Here is an 18513-nt window from a genome sequence, read left to right as displayed (position 1 = left end):
CCGCCCGCCCCGCTTTTTTAGCGTTAGAAGTCGTAGCTCATTGAGACGCGAACGGTACGCGGATCGCCTTCGAACAGATAGGTTCCGGTATCGTCAATGCCGGACCAGTACTTCTCGTTGGTCACGTTGGTCACCCCGATGCGCCAGGTCATTTCGTTCTGGTCGGCGTTCAGGCGCATACGATAGCGCAGGCCTAAATCCAGGGTGGTGTAGCTATCCAGCTTCTTGGTGTTGGCCGCATCGGCATACTGCGAGCCGCTATGATTGACACGCGCTGTCGCGGTCAGGCCTTCCACCGGCTTAATATCATACTCGGCGCCGAGCACCGCGTAGAAATTAGCCACCCCGATGGCATCTTTACCATCGGTTGCGCCTTTAGCGGTTTTAGTCTGTTTGGCATCCAGCCACACCGTACTGGCGTTAAGACGCAGCCCCAGCATCGGCTCGCCGAAGACGTTCATCTCTACGCCGCGGTTACGCTGCTCGCCATCGAGGCCGTAATTGCCAGCGGTATCGGAAATGGCGTTCGGTTTTTTGATTTCAAACAGCGCCAGCGATCCGCCGATCGTTCCGTAGTCGATCTTGACGCCCACTTCGTCCTGCTTCGAGTGCGCGATCCCGGTACTCTGCCCGGCATTGGCCGCCGTAGTCGGCGCCACAGAGCCCGGCTGCAGCGCTTCGGTATGGTTAGCATACAGCGACAGCTGCTCCCACGGCTTGTACACCAGGCCAAACGTCGGCATCCAGCGGCTTTGGGTATAACGCGAAGAGGTATCTTCCAGTCCGGTGGCGTTGCTGTAGTTGCGCACGACCACTTTCTGATGACGAGCAGCCGCGGTAAACAGCACCTTATCGTTAAAGAAGCCGAGAGTGTCGCTCAGCAGCCAGCCCTGCGTACGGCTGCGCGAGGTGACCAGCGGATCGTGGTAGTTGCCGCCAAAATAGGCGTTATCCGGCATTGCCACATCGCGGTTGTCATAGATATTGGTGGTCGGATTCTTCGCCGACATCCGCCAGGCGGTCGCATCGGTATGCACCTGCGCCGCATAGCCGAGATTCACCTTATGCGAAATCGCACCGGTATTGAAATCGCCGCGTACCCCGCCCATGCCGCTGATCGCGTCGATGATGCGGTTAGTATCAAGGCGGCCAACCGTTGCATCGCCGTTTTTATTGAGCAGCTTCGGCGCGCTGTAGGTGCCGATTTCATGCGAATGCTGACCGCCGAGGGCGCTGTATACCGTCCAGCTATCGCTCAGGTCATATTCCGCCTTCGCCATGCCGAACTCGCTTTCAATATCGCTATAGCCCCACTTCTGGCTGTAGTTTTTGCTGTTGTCCGGCAGCGCCGGGATGAAATCTACGCCGCTGATATTGACGCCCATCGTACCGCCGTGGAACGTTTTCTTCTGATAGCCGAAATCGAGCGAGGAGCGGAAACGATCGCCACGGTAATCAAGCCCCAGCGAAGCCAGCGTGGTACGGCGTTTATCGTTATCGATAGCGCCTTCGCCCTCGCGATGCACCAGGTTGACCCGGGCGCCGAACTGGTTGTTATCGCCGAAACGGCGTCCCAGGTCGAGGGTACCGCCAACCTGCGAATCAGAGGTATAGTCGACGCCAACACGTGCGGTCGGCAGATCTTCCGCCCGTTTCGGCTCGAGGTTAATCATCCCGCCGACGCCGCTGCTGGCCGCGCCGTTAAGCAGGCTGTTAGCCCCTTTGAAAATTTCAACGCGCTCCAGCATCTGAGTGTCCATCACCTGACGAGGCACCACGCCCGCCAGACCGCCCATGGTCATGTCATCGCCATCGAGCTTAAACCCGCGGATTCGATAGGTCTCGGCGAAGTTGCCGTAGCCCTGTACGGCCTGCACGCCAGCGTCGTTACTGACGACATCGGCGATGGTTTTCGCCTGCTGATCCTGAATCAGCTTCGAGGTATAGCCGATGACGTTAAACGGGACGTCCATCGCCTTTTGTTCGCCAAGCATCCCCAGACGGCCGCCGTGGGCGATCTGCCCGTCGAGGAATGCCGGAACCACCAGGTCGCCGCCGGATTTAAAATCGCTGGTTTCGTTAGCCTCGACGATGAGGGTCTCTTCGCCAGGTTGTTTCGCGGCGGTAGCGTCCGCGGCCATCGCCGTTTGACTGGCGGCGCCGATGGCTAAGGCCAACAGCGTTTTACGCAGCGGGAAGGATGAATAGTGCGTGGTGTGCATAATTTGCCCCATGGATGAGGATAAATGGATCAAAGGGCCCGTCACCGGGCCAGTTATTTTTATTGCTCGTTCAGGTCGATGCGTACGACGCTGTCCGGGCCTTTAGTGGAGTGGTCTTTATTGAAGGGCTGTTTGACGGTGACAAACAGCGTCTGACCATCGGCGGAAAGCAGCAGGCTGTTGGGATTGGCCGGCAGCGCCCAGCTTTTCTTCAGCGTGTAGCGGCTGTCGTCAAGGCTGATAACCTTGCCGGATTCACGCTGTGAAATATAAATTTCGTGGCGTTTCCCATTGAACTGCACCGCCAGCGAATCGCCGACCTCGAGCTGTTTAAGCAGTTTGCCACTGTGGATATCCAGCACCAGGGTGGTTTTCGCTTTCGAGTTATCGGTCACGAACAGACGACCGGTGTCGCTATCTTCGGCCATATTAAGCAGCAGCGCCGGCTTGTCGCCCAGCGGCTTCCAGCGCTGTTCAATGCGTTGGTTACGCGGGTTAATCACCAGAATTTCACCGCTGCCGTTGGCGGCGTATACGCGCCCGGTTTGTGCAGAATAGTGCAGGCCGGTCATCCATTTACCGGTGTTTTTAATCCGCGTTTTCAGCTTCATGGTAGCGGCGTCAACCACCCAGATTTGCGCCGGGTCGGCGACCGCGCCAACGTAGAGGGTATTATTTAACAGCAGCAGCTGACGCGCCCCATAGGGGAGCCCTTTTTCATTGCGCTCGCTGAACAGCAGGCGGTTTTTTACCTTGCCGGTGGCGGTGTCGATAGCGCTGATGCCGCCGTCAAGCGAATTGCTGACGTATAGCGTTTTACCATCCGCAGAGAGCTGCAAAGCGAAGTTTTTCAGATCGGTATGCGTCAGGCCGATGGTATTAAGGGTTTGCGGATCCAGCTTGTAAACCGCCCCGCCCTGCACATCTTTAAAGCCTTCGGCGCTGGCGACGTACAGCGCATCGCCCTGCGGGCTTAGCGCCATCTCGTACAACCCTTCCGCTAGCTGGCGCTGCAGCGGTTGCGCCACGTTAGCCGCAGGAGAGTTAACAACCGGTTGCGCGACGGCAGCGGAATGGTGAGTCGCGCAGCCGCCTAACGTCGCGCTGATGGCCAGCGCCAACGCCGGAAGAGTGTATTTCATTGGAACAACCCTATAAAAAATCAATGACCCGGTGGTCGCGCAGTGGCCGATATTGTATGTTTCCGGCCTGCTGTCTTTGCGTCACCCTACGCCTTTGCTGTTCCTTGTGAACGACTCACTGGCGCAGATCGATCCCTGCTTAGCCTGCGAACAAAAAAGAGAATGAGAACTATACGCATTATCAGGTATCAGGCAACCCCCGGCGGGCAAAAAAGATCATCTGCTGATTATTTAACGTGGAATAGCGGATTGATAGGGGAAGAAAGAAACTTCGGGATCGATACATACCCGGATAGCGGCGCACTACGCCTTATCCGGGCGACAGGAGGCTATGCCGCACGCTTCTTGCGAAGGGCGGCTTAGCACGCTTAATGCAATTTCAGGCGCGGGCGAATAATCCGGTTAATCCCGCCGGACAACATCATCAGGCCGGTTTTTAAATAACCGTGCAGCGTCACCTGGTGCATCCGATACAGCGAATCGTAAACCATCCGCGCAATACGGCCTTCGACCATCATCGGGCCGATCGGTAGATGCCCCATGATGCTGCCAAAGGTCGTGTAGCCGGAGAGCGAAACCAGCGAACCACGATCGCGATAGGAGAACGATTTCAACTTATGCCCCTTCATCCGGGCGATAATATTGTCGGCAGTGAAGAGCGCCATTTGATGCGCCGCCTGGCCACGCGGTGGAATAAATCCACCTTCCGGACGCGGGCACGCCGCGCAGTCGCCGAAAGCAAAAATATCAGCGTCGCGCGTGGTTTGCAGCGTCGGGGTCACCACCAGTTGATTAATACGGTTGGTCTCCAGCCCGGCAATATCCTTCATGAAGTCCGGCGCTTTTATCCCCGCCGCCCAGACGATTAAACTCGCCTCGATAAACTGGCCATCTTTGGTATGCAGGCCGCCTTCTTCAACGCCGGTGATCATGGTATTGGTCATCACATTCACGCCAAGTTGGGTCAGCTTTTCGTGCACAGCGCTGGAAATCCGTTTTGGCAGCGCAGGTAAAATACCGTCGCCGGCTTCTATCAGGCTGACATTTAACGCTTCGTTGGTCAGATCTTTATAACCGTAGCTACGCAGTTCTTTTACCGCATTATGTAATTCGGCAGATAATTCAACCCCGGTAGCGCCCCCGCCAACAATGGAAATATTGACCTTACCTGACGTCTGAGGGTCGGCAGAATAGCGCAGAAATTGGTTCAGCATTTGCTGATGAAATACTTTTGCCTGCTCAGAACTGTCGAGAAAAATACAGTGCTCTTTAACACCCGGCGTATTGAAATCATTGGAAGTACTGCCCAGCGCCATTACCAGAGTGTCCCAACATAATTTACGCTCCGGCACCAACACCTCGCCTTGTTCATCCCGCAGCGCGGCGATAGTAATCGTTTTATTCTGCCGATCGATATCCATTACCGAACCGTGCTGGAAGGAAAAGTGGTGTTTGCTGGCATGGGCAAGAAAGCTTAACGCATCCACGCCTTCATCCAGCGAACCAGTGGCGACTTCGTGCAGCAGCGGCTTCCACAGATGGCTCTGGCTGCGGTCTACGAGAGTGATATTCGCTTTCCCTCGGCGCCCTAATTTACGTCCCAGTTGGGTCGCCAACTCCAGCCCACCGGCGCCGCCGCCGACAATAACGATCTCTTTTAATGGCGTAGTCAATGTGACCTCCAAAATAATTAATTAAATGTTAATTAAAAACACTCTAAATAATTTTTAGTTAACAATAATCCAAACAATAAAATGCCAGACATCCATTAGATGATGACGCGGTGCATATTGGTAATCGCAAATTTAATTGGCGGCAATTTTTAATCGGGATATTATTGTACAAGTTTCCGGGTAATTTTCCTGCACGTATATTCGAGGTAAACAAAAAGGCCACCAAATTATTATTTGGCGGCCTGGTGGTGGATTAGATAATAATAACCAGCAAGTCTTATATTTCACTAATTAATGGTGATTAGCGGCATCCCGGTATTCCTGTGGTTTAATAACGCATCATCACCGATTTAAGTTCAGTATAATCATCAATAAACGCGCTACCAAACTCACGGCCAATACCCGATCCTTTCATGCCGCCGAACGGCACCGCCGGGTCGAGGAAGGTATGCATATTGACCCAGACGATCCCGGCGTCAATGGCCTGAGAATAGCGCAGCGCCTGGCGGATATTATCCGACCAGACGCTGGCCGCCAGTCCATACGGCGAAGCATTAATTCGGGCCAGCGCCTCCTCTTCACTGCGATAACCAATAAAGCTGCATACCGGGCCGAAGGTCTCCTCGCGCATCAGGGTGCTCTCTTCGCTGCGCACCTTAACCGCCGTCGGCTGCAGGAAATAGCCCTCGCCGGGCAGCGCTTCGCCGCCGCAGATGATGGTATCCCCCTCTTCGCGTGCGGTCTGAATGAGCCGCAAGACCTTGTCATACTGCTGGCGGTTGGCCAGCGGCCCCATCAGCGCTTGTTCATCCAGCGGCGACCCCGGCGCGAAAGCGCTGAGCCTGTCTTTCAGCAGCGCCAGCACCGCATCCAGTTTGCCCTGCGGCAGATAAAAGCGCTCAGCGGCGGCGCAAATCTGCCCCTGGTTGAGGTAACCGGCTTCGATAATGCCGTTCACCATGGCCTCCGGCGTCAGGTCATCGAGAAACAGCGCGGCGTTTTTACCGCCCAGCTCCAGCGTAACCCGTTTACCTGACGCACTGGCCGACTGCTGGACTTTTTCCCCGGTCGCCACCGAGCCGGTGAAGCTCACCTTGGCGCAGGCCGGATGCGTGATAAGGCGTTGGGCAATCTCGCCGCCGGCGCCGTTGACCACGTTAATGACGCCATCCGGGATACCTACCGCTTTCGCTAGTTCCGCCACCCGCAGCAGCGTCAGCGGCGTATACTCGCTCGGCTTGAGGACGATAGTGCAGCCACAGACCAGCGCCGCCGCCATCTTCCAGATGGCAATCATAATCGAGAAGTTCCACGGTACGATGCCGACCACCACGCCCAACGGCTGGCGGCGGGTAAAGGCGGTATATTTCTCCCCGGCCATCGACGGCAGCGAGACATCCAGGGTTTCGCCGGTGATTTTCCCCGCCCAGCCGGCGAAGTAGCGCAAAAACGCCACCGACTGATCCAGCTCGAGCATTCTCGCCAGCATGATGGTTTTACCGGAGCAGAGACTTTCCAGCTGCGCCAGCTCTTCGCGATGCTCTGCCAGCGTGTCCGCTAGTTTCAGCAGCAACGCGCCGCGCGCCAGCGTCGGCATCTCGCGCCACTGATTAAACGCCTGGCGCGCGCTTTCCATGGCGCGGTCCGCCTGGCCGACATCCGCCGCCGTGATTTCGGCAATCGCCTCTCCGGTCGCCGGGTTTATCACCGCGAACGGCGCGCCGTGGCCCGCCTCCCGATGACCGGCAATAAACTGCCCGTGCGGCTGGCGTAAAAAGGCGGTCACTTCCGCCAGTAAGGTGATTTCGCTCATCGTCAGCACTCGTTTTTCAGCAAAGTTAGCCCATCACAGCACGGTTGCGCCGCGCCGCCCATCGTTCTAAAGAACGTCATTCTTCCGGACGATATTCAACGCCCGCGCGGCGTGCTGTGATGAGGACATTGAGCCAGGCAAGACGACAGGGTAACGCGATGAATATTAAAATCGATGCGCTGAACTACTACGGCGCGACGAAGAAATACCAGCTCCATTTTCCGGCGCTGCGGGAAGATATCGAAGCCGATGTAGTCATTATCGGCGGCGGCTTCTCCGGCATTAACACCGCGCTGGAACTGGCGGAACAGGGGATCACCAACGTGGTGGTGCTGGAAGCGCGCCATCTTGGCTATGGCGGCACCGGGCGCAACGGCGGCCAGGTGATGGCCGGGATCGGTCACGATATCGAAGCGGTGAAAAAACACGTCGGCAAAGAGGGGCTGGAAACGCTTTTTAAAATCGCCAATCTCGGCGCGGGTATCATTCGCGAACGCATCCGCAAATACAACATCGACGCCGATTTCGTCCCCGGCTACGGCTACCTGGCCTATAACCAGCGGCAGCTTAAAACGCTACGCCAGTGGGAGAAGGAGTTTAAAGCCGCCACCCCGGATGAAGAGATCGAACTGTATACCGGGAAAGAGGTACTGCAGGTGGTCGGCTCCGAGGTCTACTGCGGCGCGCTGAAACATATGGGCGGCGGGCAGATCCATTCACTCAACATGCTGCTTGGTTCGGCAAAGGCCGCCCACTCGCTGGGGGTCAAGATTTTCGAATCCTCACCGGTGGTGGAGGTGAATTACGGCAAACAGGTGCAGGTGCGCACCGCGATGGGCAGCGTTAAAGCCGCCAAACTGCTGTGGGCCTGCGACAGCTTCCTCAACAATATGGAGCCGGAGATCTACAACAAAACGCTGGTCACCTACTCTTATCAGGTATCGACCGAGCCGCTCTCCGATGAACTGATCGAGCGCATCAGCCCGCTGCGCGGCGCCTTCAGCGATATTCGCCCGGTGATTAACTATTATCGCGTCACTCGTGAAAACCGCCTGCTGTTTGGTAGCGCCACCCGCTTCCTGGAGTATACGCCGAACGATTTCGCCGCCTGGAATCGTACGCTGCTGGCGGAGGTCTTCCCGTACCTTAAAGATGTGAAGATCGATTTCGCCTGGGGCGGGCCGATGGCCTGTAGCGCCAACCTGTTCCCGCAGATTGGCACCTTACGCGACCATAACAACGTCTTTTACGTCCAGGGGTACTCCGGCTTCGGCGTCACCCCCTCGCACATCGTGTGCAAAATCCTCGCCGAAGGGATCAATGGCGGTTCCGACCGCTATCGTCTGCTAAGCAGCATTCCCCACGCGACCATCCACGGCCGTGACAGCCTGCGCTTGCTATTAGTCACCGCCGGAAAACTGATGCATCAAACCGCCGGTTTCTGGAAAGGCCGGAGTTAATCAGGAGAACGCTATGCACGCTTTTAAACTCAAACACCCGGTACCTGAACTGCAGCCGATCGGCAGCGTCAGCCTGCTCGGCGCGACGCCGACCGTCGGCGACCCGCAGGTAGCCGGCGCGATGATCTACGGCGAGCCGCAGGACGCCTTTACCTGCGGACTGTTTTCGTCCACCGAAGGGAGCTTTACCATGACCTATCCGTTTACCGAACACGCCACCGTGCTGGAGGGCGAAGTTGAACTGACCGTCGCCGGCGGCGAGCCGCAGCGCTTCGCGCCGGGGGACAGCTGGTTTGTCAAACAGGGCACCGAAGTGGAGTGGAAAATCCTCACCCCACGTTTCGTCAAACACTATCTGGCGAACGTCGAGACGCGCTAACACGCTGATAATGCCCGGCGGCGCATTACGCCTTCTCCGGGCGACCAAATCGCACAGCGCTGTAGCCCCGGTAAGCGGCAGCGCCACCGGGGATTTTGAGGCCAAATTAAAGGCAGGCCGCACGGACCGTAGGCCGTGTAAGGCGCTAGCCGCCGCCCGGCAGAAATACGCGCAACGTGGCAAGACAGATGGCCCCGCTTTCCGGGGCTATTTTATTTATCAACCGCCACATTCATGGACTACGTCACAGATTCACCCGTTGCTCTCCACCTTCCGGACGATATTCGTTGAGCAGGATGCCCGCCTAAATTATGACTATCCGGGAGTGGCGCTGGCTATTCCCTGCTCTCCCCTACATTGTGCAGAGGTTGACTATGTTTAGTAACAGACTCGCCAGCCATCTTGAACGCGGCGTCGTCGGCTTTCCGACGACCCTCGCCAGCTCGGTTGGGCTGATTATGGCAAGCCCGGTGATCCTGACGGTCACCAGCGGATTCGGCATGGGCGGCGACACCTTCGCGCTGGCGGTACTGCTGGCTTTTATTATGATGCAGGCGCAGGTCACTACCTTCGCTGAAGCCGCGACGTTAATCCCCACCACCGGTTCGGTGTACGACTATATCTCCTGCGGTATGGGCCGTTTCTTCGCCATTACCGGCGCGCTGTGCGCCTATCTTATCGTCCATATTTTCGCCGGCACCGCGGAGACCATTCTCGCCGGCATTATGGCGCTGGTGAACTTCGAATCGGTCAACACACAGATGGCCGCCCATCAAAACACCTGGATGGTCGGCGTCGGTATGGTGGTCATTTTCGGCCTGCTGAACGCCATTGGCGTGGAAATTTTCGGCAAGGTCGAAGTGGTACTTACCTTTGGCATGTGGACGACGCTGACCATTTTCGGCCTGTGCGGCATTTTTATGGCGCCGGTGACTCACCTTTCCGGCTGGTTCGGCACGCCGCTGAACGTTAGCGATATCTCCGGCCTGTTCGGCTATATCGGCATGGCGATGTTTATGTTCGTCGGCTGCGAACTGGTGACGCCGATGGCGCCGGAAATCAAAAAAGCCCACCGCACCATTCCGCGGGCGATGGCGCTGGGTCTGCTGGGCGTCGCCAGCTGTATGTTTATCTACGGCGCGGCGATTAACCGCCAGGTGGAAAACGTGGTGGTCGATGCGGCGAATAACATCCATCTGCTGGACACGCCGATGGCGATCCCGGCCTTCGCCGAGCGGGTGATGGGCCACGCCGGCCAGTACTGGCTCGGGGTCGGCCTGCTGCTGGCGGGCTGCGCGACGATTAATACTTTGATGGCCGCGGTGCCGCGTATTATTTACGGTATGGCGCTGGACGGCGCGCTGCCGCGTTTTCTTACCTGGCTGCATCCGCGCTTCAAAACACCGGTGATCGCGATTGCCATCGGCGTGGCCATCCCCTGCCTGCACGCCTGGTACCTGAACGGCGATCTGGACCGCATCGTGCCGCTGATCCTCGCCGCGGTCTGCGCCTGGGGCGTAGCCTATCTGCTGGTCACCCTGTCGGTGGTGATGCTGCGCATTCGCCGCCCGGACCTGCCGCGCGCCTACCGCTCGCCGTGGTTCCCGCTACCGCAGATTATCTCCAGCGTCGGAATTATCATCGCGATCGTGAATATTACCCCACCGGGAATGGACAGCCGCGAGGTGCTGGTGCCGTTCGGGATTATGCTCGGCCTGACCGCTGCCTATGCCCTGTTCTGGACGCTGTGCGTACAGCGCGTTAATCCGTTCAAGCCGCTGGAGGTGGAAGAGGTGGTCGAGCGCGCTATCGGCAATTACGAGAAACAGACCCGCGGGGAGATGACGCCTGATGTCCTCCGTCCCCTGGTTTGAAACGCCATTAATGAACGCGGTGCAGCGCGACTTAGCGGGCTGGCCGAGCGAAAAACTGAGCGAAAGCAGCGCGATGTTGCGGCTAAACGACGTCACCGCCGTCACCTTCAGCGTGCGCCAGAAGCGGCTATTTATGGCCAGCATTCACAGCTGCGAGTTTGTCGTCGAGGGGCCGGTTACCCGGCCCACTCGCGGCAAGATCCGCGCCCACCAATCCGGCTGGCTGAAACGTCAGCCCATCCGTTTTATCGGCAGTAAAGAGAGCGCGGAACTCGCCGGCTATCTCAACGGTTTTCCTAATCTCCAGCAGACCTTAAGCGAGCTGGACTACCGCCGCTTTTCGTTGACCTTTGACGATAGCGGCTGGCGCTGCTGCATTGAACCCTGGGCCGCCAGCGAAGTGGTCTGTAAAATGCCGCCGCTGCGCCGTTATCTGAAGCTCGAAGCGCAGCAGCGGATGCTGCTGCTCAGCGTACTGGCGATGATTAATCAGGCGATAAGTCAGTGGATGCGCGGTGAAATCGCAGAAGGGAAAGCATTGACTTCCCCGCCATCACCGCGGGGAAGCTGAGGTGGTTTATAGCAGACCAAACTGCTGCGCCAGCCGATCGATGGCCTGGCGCTGGAACTGCGCGAATGCGGCGCGCGGCTGCTGCTGCTGAATAAATTCCAGCAGCGGATCCTGAACCTCGGTGCGCACGCCGCTCAGCGTTTCCATCACCGCCAGGCCGCAAAACGGCACGTAGGACTCGGCGTAGCCGCCTTCGTGCACCATCACCAGTTTCCCGCCGCACAGGCGATCCGCCGCCTGCTGGACCTGTTCGGTCATCGCGCGGAAGCTGTCGCTATGTAGCTGCATCCGCGCTAATGGATCCATCGCGTTGGCGTCATAGCCGCAGGCGACAATGATCAACTCCGGTTCAAAACGCGCCAGCGCGGGAACGACGATAGTTTCCAGCGCATAGCGCCAGCTGTCGTCGCCCGCCCCGGCCAGCAGCGGAATATTGATGTTGTAACCTTCGCCCGCGCCAATGCCGCGATCGTCCTCGCCGGAGTAGCCCGGCGGGAAGCAGCCATCCTGATGCAATGAGATAGTCAGCACATCATCGCGCTGCAGATAGATATGCTGCGTACCGTTACCGTGGTGAACGTCCCAGTCAATAATCGCTACCTTGCCGAGCCCCAGCAACGCTTTCGCCCGTTCAACGGCAATGGGAATATTGGCGAGGAAACAAAACCCCATCGACTGGTCCGGCAGGCAGTGGTGTCCGGGCGGCCGCGACAGCGAATAGGCGTTATCCAGCTCCCCTTTCAACACCGCCTCGACGGCGGCACAGGCCAGTCCGGCGGAAAGGCAGGCGATTTCATAACTCCCCGGCCCCAGCGGCGCCTCTTTGCCGAGCATGCCGCCGCCGTTATCGCTGATTGACTTAAAACGTTCAAGATAGCTATCGGGATGGATCCGCCGTAGGTCCTCAAGGCTCGCCGCCGCCGCGCTGCGTAGTTCCAGCTGCGGCGTCAGCCCGGAGACGTCCATCAGGTTTTTCATCCGCCGTTTGGTCTCCGGCGACTCGGCATGGCCGCCGCCAGCCGGCGGCTGCACCCAACCACCGACCGGCAGCGTTACCGCGTGCAGGCCGGTACTGTGCCAGAAACAACGTTCATCAAAGAAGAAACCGGTTTTTCTTTTCACTCTATCCTCCCGTTGGCTAAACCTTTTCCGGCGGACGACGCCGCCGTAATCAAAATCAGCGACAGCAGCGCGCAGACGCCTGCCGCCGCCAGCAGCGGATTGGCGCTGGCGAAGTGTTGCAGTAAGGCCCCCGCGAGCGCCGGACCGGCGGCCATTCCGCCGCCGATCACCAGATTGATGCTGTTCATCAACCGGCCGTTATTATCGAGCGCGGCCACGCGAGCGAGGATAAAGGGCAGCACGAATGTCCAGGTGAACTTAAACAGCAGCGCCGCAATGGCGTAACGCACCAGCAGCGGATGGCCCGTCAGTAACAGCACGCTGGCGATCAGCAGCGCGTATCCCAGCCACACCGCCAGCCGGTCCGGACGTTGGTTACCGCGCAGCGCCGCGCCGCCTGCGCCGATAATGCCGAACACCGTCGCCGCCGCCAGCACCAGACCGACCTGTGTCGGACTCAACCCCGCCCCGCTGCCGATGGTGCCGATAAAGGTCCATACCGCGCTGAGGCTGATATAGAAGGTGAGAACCGCAAGCACCGCCAGCGCCTTTCGCCACGACGCCGCAGGCGGTTGGCGATGGGAAGCCGATCGCGCTTGAAAACACGACGGGAAGGCGGAAACCAGCGGCAAACAGCAGAGCATGATGGCGGCGAGAATCAGATAAACAACCTTCAGGCCAAAGGTCACGAACAGGCCGGGCAACACCAGCAGGCCAAGCATGCCTAACAGCAGTTGCCCCAGTACCCAGAATGCGTACACCCGCGATGGATTCGGCGTTCCCGCCGCGCAGCTGATGCACAAAATCATTAGCGTGCCGCCCGCCAGGGAAGCAATAAAGCGTACCGCCAGCAGCGACGCATACTGAGTTACCACCGCCGAAGCAAGGTTAGCGAGCAGAAATACCGCGCAGGCGATGAGTGCCACCCGCCGCCAGTCGAGGCGGTTCATCCACCACCACGCCGGGAGCGTCGCCAGGCTCATCGCGCCGAGCTCCGCCGAAAATAGCCAGCCGATCTGTCCTGGTTTAAGGTGCCATTCGCTGGCCAGCTGCGCCGCCACCGCCGGCGCGGTCATTAAAATCCCCGGCGCAATGGCGGCGAAAATAACAATCGCCGCCAGCAAACGCAGCGACACCACCAGCCCGTCAGGCCGGGAAAGGGTATTTTCAGAAAGAGGTGTACTCGACATCGTAGGGCGTGCTCCAGTCAAAAAAGCCTCCCCCCGGACGGTTATCCAGGGAGTGATACCCACAGGCATCAGGAAAACGCCGTGCTGCCACGGCGCGCGCGGGATGCGATAGTCAGATTACAGATGCAGCGTACGCTGAGCGGCAGGCATCCAGGTTCGGGAAACGAGTTCAGTCCGGTTGACGACTTCGGTCTTGGCGAAAATATTGCGCAGGTGGGTTTTCACCGTCGAGAGCGAGATATCCAGCTGGCGGGCAATCAGCTTATTGCTGGCGCCTTCACGCACCATGCCGACGATTTCGCGCTCTTTGGCCGTCAGGATGGCAGGGAGTTCATCCTCTTCCTGCAGGAAATCGCGAATAGCCAATTCCACCAACGGCAGTACCGCCTGGGCCCGCAACCGTTCCTCGCTGGAAAAAGGCACGTCGCGCATCAGCGAGATACCGGCAACGATCCGCCGTTCGCGGCGAATAAAGATTTCGGTCATGTCGCGTACGTTATTCGGCAACATAAATTCATGATAGTAATGGCGGTTGCGGTCGCAGAGCCGCGGCGTCATCGCCGCCATGGTCGTGCTCTGGTGGCTAAAGTGCGCCGGCAGGTGCGGATCCAACGGCTGGAAGCTCTCCAGATATTGTTGGTGTGTATTATCCGAAATATTATGCAATATATAGTTTTCAGGTTTTAAACGATTATTTACTCGATAAAAAACCGCTGAAGACAGTGGAATTAACTGTGAAATAGTCTGTAAACAACGGGCTATTATCGCATCATTACGACTGGCTTTTAATAAAGCAGACATGATATTTCCCCCCGTCAAGGTGGTGGTGCGTAACACGCGGATTACCAGAGTAAGATGAAGCATACATTTCACATTTAAGCAACACAATCATTAACATGTTAACAATGTGATATCGATTACAAACTTTTCATCAATACATTGTTATTTAAAGCATTTAAAAATCGCCCTGCTATCTGTTAACGTAGCGGCGTTAAAACATAAACAAAAGTTATTAACATTACGCGTTATTTTCCGGCAAGGATTAAAAACCCTTATATTGGCAGGTCCGATCTCATCCTTAAGAACGATAGTTTTTTGCATTTTTTCATTTATACCCTAAAAAGGATGTCGATAATTTAACGCCGCGGCTTAATCAACGGATTACGCCTGACTTGCTATTGCCCAAATATGCCGCCCAGGCCAGCAATTAATAGAGGATAAGCCGATGCTGAATATCGCCGCCTTACGCCAGCAGCAAATTCCGCTGGCCGTTGAACCGCGCTCATCGCTGCCGTTTCATATTCTGATGAAACCGATTGGTCCCGCCTGCAACCTCGCCTGCCGCTACTGCTACTACCCGCAGGATGAAACGCCGGTCAAGAAGATGGACGAGGCGCGGCTGGAGCAGTTTATCCGCCGCTATATTGCCGCCCAGCCCGCCAGCGCGCGGGAAATCAACTTTGTCTGGCAGGGCGGCGAGCCGCTACTGGCCGGGTTAAGTTTTTATAAAAAAGCGCTCGCCCTGCAGCAGCGCTACGCCCCTGATGGCGTAACCATCAGCAATAGCCTGCAGACCAACGGGACGCTGATCAACGACGCCTGGTGTCGACTGTTTCGCGAACATGGCTTTATTATCGGCGTCAGCCTCGAAGGTAGCGAAGCGCTGCAAAACCACCATCGTCCTGATAAACGCGGGCAGGCTTCCTGGCCGGCTGCTCTGCGCGGTATCGCCCTGCTCCACCAGCATCAGGTGGAGTTTAATCTGCTGGTAGTGGTGCATAACGAAATCGCCGCCCACGCGGCGGCGATTTATGACCGGGTGGTCACGCTTGGCGCGCGCTATCTGCAGTTCCAGCCGCTAATGAGCGAAGGCGCCGCGCTGCGTGAGGGTTATCAGCTCAGCGCCGATAACTGGGGGCGTTTTATGGTTGGTATCTGGCGACAGTGGCAAAAGCGCTGCGATATGGGGCGGGTATTCGTCATCAATATCGAACAGGCATGGGCGCAATACTTTACCCATACCAGCGGCAGCTGCGTGCATAGCGCCCGCTGCGGCAGCAATCTGGTGATGGAGTCGGATGGACAACTTTACGCCTGCGATCATCTGATCAATGCCGAACATCGGCTGGGTCGCCTTGACGAGCAGACGCTTGCCGCCGCAGTTGACGCTTCAGTTCAGCTCCCTTTCGGCCAGCAAAAAAGCCTGCGCCGCGAATGTCAGACTTGCTCCGTAAAAATGGTCTGCCAGGGCGGCTGCCCCGCGCATCTCAACGCCGCTGGCAACAACCGCCTCTGCGGCGGTTATTACCGTTTCTTTAGCGAAATCCTCGCGCCAGTACGCCCCTTTTCCCGCGACCTTAATGGCCTGAAAGCCTGGCGGGCCGCGTTTGTTGGGGCCGCGCATCCCGCGTAGCCCTTTGCCCTGATGGTTGTCCCACTATGAACAGGAGAGTCAGTCGTGAACAAAAAAGCCATGGCCGCGGCGGTCAGCATGATCCTCGCCGGCGGCGCGCACGGCGCGCAGAATGAGCATTCAAACGTCATCGTGATTATCGCCGATGATATGGGTTATTCCGATATCAGCCCCTTCGGCGGTGAGATCCCCACCCCTAACCTGCAGGCCATGGCGGAGCAAAGTATCCGCATGAGCCAGTATTACACCTCGCCGATGTCGGCCCCGGCGCGTTCGATGCTGTTAACCGGCAACAGTAACCAGCAGGCCGGGATGGGCGGCATGTGGTGGTACGACAGCACCATTGGCAAGGAGGGTTACGAGCTGCGGCTGACCGACCGCGTCACCACCATGGCCGAACGCTTTAAAGATGCCGGCTATAACACGCTGATGGCCGGCAAATGGCATCTCGGTTTTGTTCCCGGCGCCACGCCGAAGGACCGAGGTTTTAACCACTCCTTCGCCTTTATGGGCGGCGGCACCAGCCATTTTAACGATGCGATACCGCTCGGAACCGTCGAGGCGTTCCACACTTACTATACCCGCGATGGCGAGCGCGTCTCCCTGCCGGATGATTTTTACTCCAGCGAAGCTTACGCCCGCCAGATGAATAGCTGGATTAAAGCGACACCGAAGGAGCAGCCGGTCTTCGCCTGGCTGGCTTTCACCGCCCCTCATGACCCCCTGCAGGCGCCGGACGAGTGGATTAAGCGCTTTAAAGGCCAGTATGAGCAGGGTTACGCCGAGGTCTATCGCCAGCGCATCGCCCGCCTGAAAGCGTTGGGAATTATTCATGACGACACCCCGCTGCCGCATCTGGAGCTGGATAAAGAGTGGGAAGCGCTAACGCCAGAGCAGCAGAAATATACGGCGAAAGTGATGCAGGTATATGCGGCGATGATCGCCAATATGGACGCGCAAATCGGCACGCTGATGGAGACGCTGAAACAAACCGGGCGCGATAAAAATACCCTGCTGGTGTTTTTAACCGATAACGGCGCCAACCCGGCACAGGGTTTTTATTACGAATCTACCCCCGAATTCTGGAAGCAGTTCGATAACAGCTATGACAACGTGGGCCGCAAAGGATCCTTTGTCTCCTACGGCCCCCACTGGGCCAACGTCAGCAACGCCCCCTACGCCAATTATCACAAAACCACCAGCGCCCAGGGCGGCATCAATACCGACTTTATGATCTCCGGCCCCGGCATTACCCGGCGCGGTAAAATCGACGCCTCAACGATGGCGGTGTACGACGTGGCGCCGACGCTATATGAATTCGCCGGCATCGATCCCAACAAATCGCTGGCTAAGAAACCCGTATTGCCGATGATTGGCGTCAGCTTTAAGCGCTATCTGACCGGTGAAACGCAGACGCCACCGCGCTCGAAGTACGGGGTCGAATTGCATAATCAGGCGGCCTGGGTCGATGGCGACTGGAAGCTGCGGCGCTTAGTCAAGCTCGGCCTCAGCGCCGGCGACGCGCCGTGGCAGCTGTTTAACCTGCATGACGATCCGCTGGAAACGCACGATATCGCGGCCCAACATGCCGACAGGGTCAAAGCCATGAGCGACGCCTACGAGGCATTTGCTAAGCGCACCATGGTTACCAAAGCGCAGGGCAAGATGATCGATTATGTCGGCATCGATAGCAAAACCGGACGCTACCTGGCGGTCGATCCGGCGACCATGAAGCCGGTGCCCGCGCCGCAAGCCATTCCTGTGAGCGAGGGCAAATAAACGAACCCGGTTATCGTTCTTCCGGGCGATAGCCGGAAGTAGACTCGCTTTCTAAGGTAATCCTGAACCCCATTACAGGAGAGAGCGGATGGCGAGAGTCGTGGTGATTACCGGCGGCGGAAGCGGGATCGGCGCCGCCTGCGCTCGGTTGATGAGCGCGGCGGGAGATCGGGTGTTTATTACCGGCAGACGTGAAGCGCCGCTACACAAGATCGCCGTTGAAACCGGTGCGACGGCGCTGGTGGGCGATGCCGCCGACGGCGACGTCTGGCGGGAACGGCTGCTACCGCCGATTCTCGACCAGACTCACGGTATTGATGTACTCATCTGCAGCGCCGGCGGCATGGGCAATAGCGCCGCCACCGATACCAGCGATCGCCAATGGCGCGAGGCGCTGGACGCGAACCTGAACAGCGCTTTCGTCAGCGTGCGTGCCTGCCTGCCTTCACTGATTGCCTGCCGCGGCAATGTGCTGTTTGTCGCTTCCATCGCCTCGCTCGCTGCCGGGCCGCAGGCCTGTGGCTATGTCACCGCCAAACACGCGTTAATTGGCCTGATGCGCTCCATCGCCCGTGATTACGGCCCACAAGGCGTCCGCGCCAATGCGATTTGTCCCGGCTGGGTCACCACCCCGATGGCGGATGAAGAGATGATCCCACTGATGCAGGAACACGGGCTGTCGCTTGCCGAGGCCTATCAACGGGTGTGCCGCGACGTTCCGCTACGCCGCCCCGCCAGCCCCGAGGAGATAGCCCAGGCCTGTCAGTTTCTCTGCTCTCCGCAGGCCGCCATCATCAGCGGCGCGACGCTGGTCGCCGATGGCGGTTCCAGCATCGTCGATGTTCCAACGCTGGCGTTTACTTAACGCCCTACTC

14 protein-coding genes are annotated in these 18513 nt (G+C 58.0%); 7 read left to right on the top strand and 7 right to left on the bottom strand.

Translation table 11 applies throughout. From position 1 onward, the window contains the following. Positions 1-23: 23 nt before the first annotated feature. The 4 genes from ABLU86_RS01670 to ABLU86_RS01655 form a co-directional block, all read right to left on the bottom strand. Entirely contained in the window at positions 24-2222 is a 2199-nt protein-coding gene (locus ABLU86_RS01670) for a TonB-dependent siderophore receptor (RefSeq protein ID WP_020079400.1), read from the bottom strand. 59 nt (positions 2223-2281) lie between these two features. Further along, entirely contained in the window at positions 2282-3364 is a 1083-nt protein-coding gene (locus tag ABLU86_RS01665; RefSeq protein WP_046883721.1) for an SMP-30/gluconolactonase/LRE family protein, read from the bottom strand. 368 nt (positions 3365-3732) lie between these two features. Beyond that, positions 3733-5037 carry an NAD(P)/FAD-dependent oxidoreductase gene (locus tag ABLU86_RS01660; RefSeq protein ID WP_045388587.1) on the bottom strand — a complete coding sequence of 435 codons (1305 nt, stop codon included), beginning with the start codon at positions 5035-5037 and terminating at the stop codon, positions 3733-3735. A gap of 328 nt (positions 5038-5365) precedes the next feature. Further along, positions 5366-6850, bottom strand: coding sequence for an aldehyde dehydrogenase family protein (locus ABLU86_RS01655; RefSeq protein ID WP_020079403.1), 1485 nt, complete (start codon positions 6848-6850; stop codon positions 5366-5368). Between the two features lie 158 nt (positions 6851-7008). Here ABLU86_RS01655 and ABLU86_RS01650 point away from each other — a divergent pair, with 158 nt between their 5' ends. The 4 genes from ABLU86_RS01650 to ABLU86_RS01635 all read left to right on the top strand — a co-directional run bounded on the left by ABLU86_RS01650 (position 7009) and on the right by ABLU86_RS01635 (position 11134). Then, complete coding sequence (locus ABLU86_RS01650) at positions 7009-8310, top strand: FAD-binding oxidoreductase (RefSeq protein ID WP_046883720.1); 1302 nt, start codon at positions 7009-7011, stop codon at positions 8308-8310. A gap of 13 nt (positions 8311-8323) precedes the next feature. Beyond that, positions 8324-8689 carry a cupin domain-containing protein gene (locus tag ABLU86_RS01645; RefSeq protein ID WP_015704675.1) on the top strand — a complete coding sequence of 122 codons (366 nt, stop codon included), beginning with the start codon at positions 8324-8326 and terminating at the stop codon, positions 8687-8689. Between the two features lie 374 nt (positions 8690-9063). After that, entirely contained in the window at positions 9064-10563 is a 1500-nt protein-coding gene (locus ABLU86_RS01640) for an APC family permease (RefSeq protein WP_045366512.1), read from the top strand. Next, positions 10541-11134, top strand: a complete 594-nt coding sequence (locus tag ABLU86_RS01635) for a DUF3156 family protein (RefSeq protein ID WP_046883718.1) — start codon at positions 10541-10543, stop codon at positions 11132-11134. The genes ABLU86_RS01640 and ABLU86_RS01635 overlap by 23 nt, the downstream gene beginning before the upstream one ends. A gap of 6 nt (positions 11135-11140) precedes the next feature. Here the strand turns inward: ABLU86_RS01635 and ABLU86_RS01630 are convergent, their stop codons facing one another. The 3 genes from ABLU86_RS01630 to ABLU86_RS01620 all read right to left on the bottom strand — a co-directional run bounded on the left by ABLU86_RS01630 (position 11141) and on the right by ABLU86_RS01620 (position 14247). Further along, positions 11141-12256, bottom strand: coding sequence for a class II histone deacetylase (locus tag ABLU86_RS01630; protein WP_149270629.1), 1116 nt, complete (start codon positions 12254-12256; stop codon positions 11141-11143). Then, on the bottom strand, positions 12253-13446 hold the full coding sequence (locus ABLU86_RS01625) for an MFS transporter (RefSeq protein ID WP_149270631.1): 1194 nt from the start codon (positions 13444-13446) through the stop codon (positions 12253-12255). Before ABLU86_RS01625 ends, ABLU86_RS01630 begins: the two co-directional genes overlap by 4 nt. A gap of 117 nt (positions 13447-13563) precedes the next feature. Beyond that, positions 13564-14247, bottom strand: coding sequence for a LuxR family transcriptional regulator (locus tag ABLU86_RS01620; protein WP_015367829.1), 684 nt, complete (start codon positions 14245-14247; stop codon positions 13564-13566). A gap of 424 nt (positions 14248-14671) precedes the next feature. Between ABLU86_RS01620 and ABLU86_RS01615 the strand changes: the two genes are divergently transcribed. The 3 genes from ABLU86_RS01615 to ABLU86_RS01605 all read left to right on the top strand — a co-directional run bounded on the left by ABLU86_RS01615 (position 14672) and on the right by ABLU86_RS01605 (position 18503). After that, positions 14672-15859, top strand: coding sequence for an anaerobic sulfatase maturase (locus ABLU86_RS01615; protein WP_047038940.1), 1188 nt, complete (start codon positions 14672-14674; stop codon positions 15857-15859). Between the two features lie 45 nt (positions 15860-15904). Next, a complete protein-coding gene (locus ABLU86_RS01610) occupies positions 15905-17638 on the top strand; it encodes an arylsulfatase (protein ID WP_348796365.1) in 1734 nt (577 codons plus the stop codon). An 88-nt stretch (positions 17639-17726) separates the two neighbouring features. Beyond that, a complete protein-coding gene (locus ABLU86_RS01605) occupies positions 17727-18503 on the top strand; it encodes an SDR family oxidoreductase (protein WP_032714024.1) in 777 nt (258 codons plus the stop codon). The last annotated feature ends 10 nt before the right edge of the window (positions 18504-18513 follow it).

The sequence above is a fragment of the Klebsiella sp. JN_Kp121 genome (assembly GCF_040062145.1).
GTDB classification, from domain to species: domain Bacteria; phylum Pseudomonadota; class Gammaproteobacteria; order Enterobacterales; family Enterobacteriaceae; genus Klebsiella; species Klebsiella aerogenes.
This window is presented reverse-complemented; position numbering and strand designations above follow the sequence as displayed.

Excerpts from the sequence above, each read along its gene's own strand:
- ABLU86_RS01615 (WP_047038940.1), top strand. The coding sequence starts at position 14,672 with ATGCTGAATATCGCCGCCTTACGCCAGCAGCAAATTCCGCTGGCCGTT.
- ABLU86_RS01635 (WP_046883718.1), top strand. The coding sequence starts at position 10,541 with ATGTCCTCCGTCCCCTGGTTTGAAACGCCATTAATGAACGCGGTGCAG.
- ABLU86_RS01645 (WP_015704675.1), top strand. The coding sequence starts at position 8,324 with ATGCACGCTTTTAAACTCAAACACCCGGTACCTGAACTGCAGCCGATC.
- ABLU86_RS01650 (WP_046883720.1), top strand. The coding sequence starts at position 7,009 with ATGAATATTAAAATCGATGCGCTGAACTACTACGGCGCGACGAAGAAA.
- ABLU86_RS01625 (WP_149270631.1), bottom strand. The coding sequence starts at position 13,446 with ATGTCGAGTACACCTCTTTCTGAAAATACCCTTTCCCGGCCTGACGGG.
- ABLU86_RS01640 (WP_045366512.1), top strand. The coding sequence starts at position 9,064 with ATGTTTAGTAACAGACTCGCCAGCCATCTTGAACGCGGCGTCGTCGGC.
- ABLU86_RS01665 (WP_046883721.1), bottom strand. The coding sequence starts at position 3,364 with ATGAAATACACTCTTCCGGCGTTGGCGCTGGCCATCAGCGCGACGTTA.
- ABLU86_RS01620 (WP_015367829.1), bottom strand. The coding sequence starts at position 14,247 with ATGTCTGCTTTATTAAAAGCCAGTCGTAATGATGCGATAATAGCCCGT.
- ABLU86_RS01605 (WP_032714024.1), top strand. The coding sequence starts at position 17,727 with ATGGCGAGAGTCGTGGTGATTACCGGCGGCGGAAGCGGGATCGGCGCC.
- ABLU86_RS01655 (WP_020079403.1), bottom strand. The coding sequence starts at position 6,850 with ATGAGCGAAATCACCTTACTGGCGGAAGTGACCGCCTTTTTACGCCAG.
- ABLU86_RS01670 (WP_020079400.1), bottom strand. The coding sequence starts at position 2,222 with ATGCACACCACGCACTATTCATCCTTCCCGCTGCGTAAAACGCTGTTG.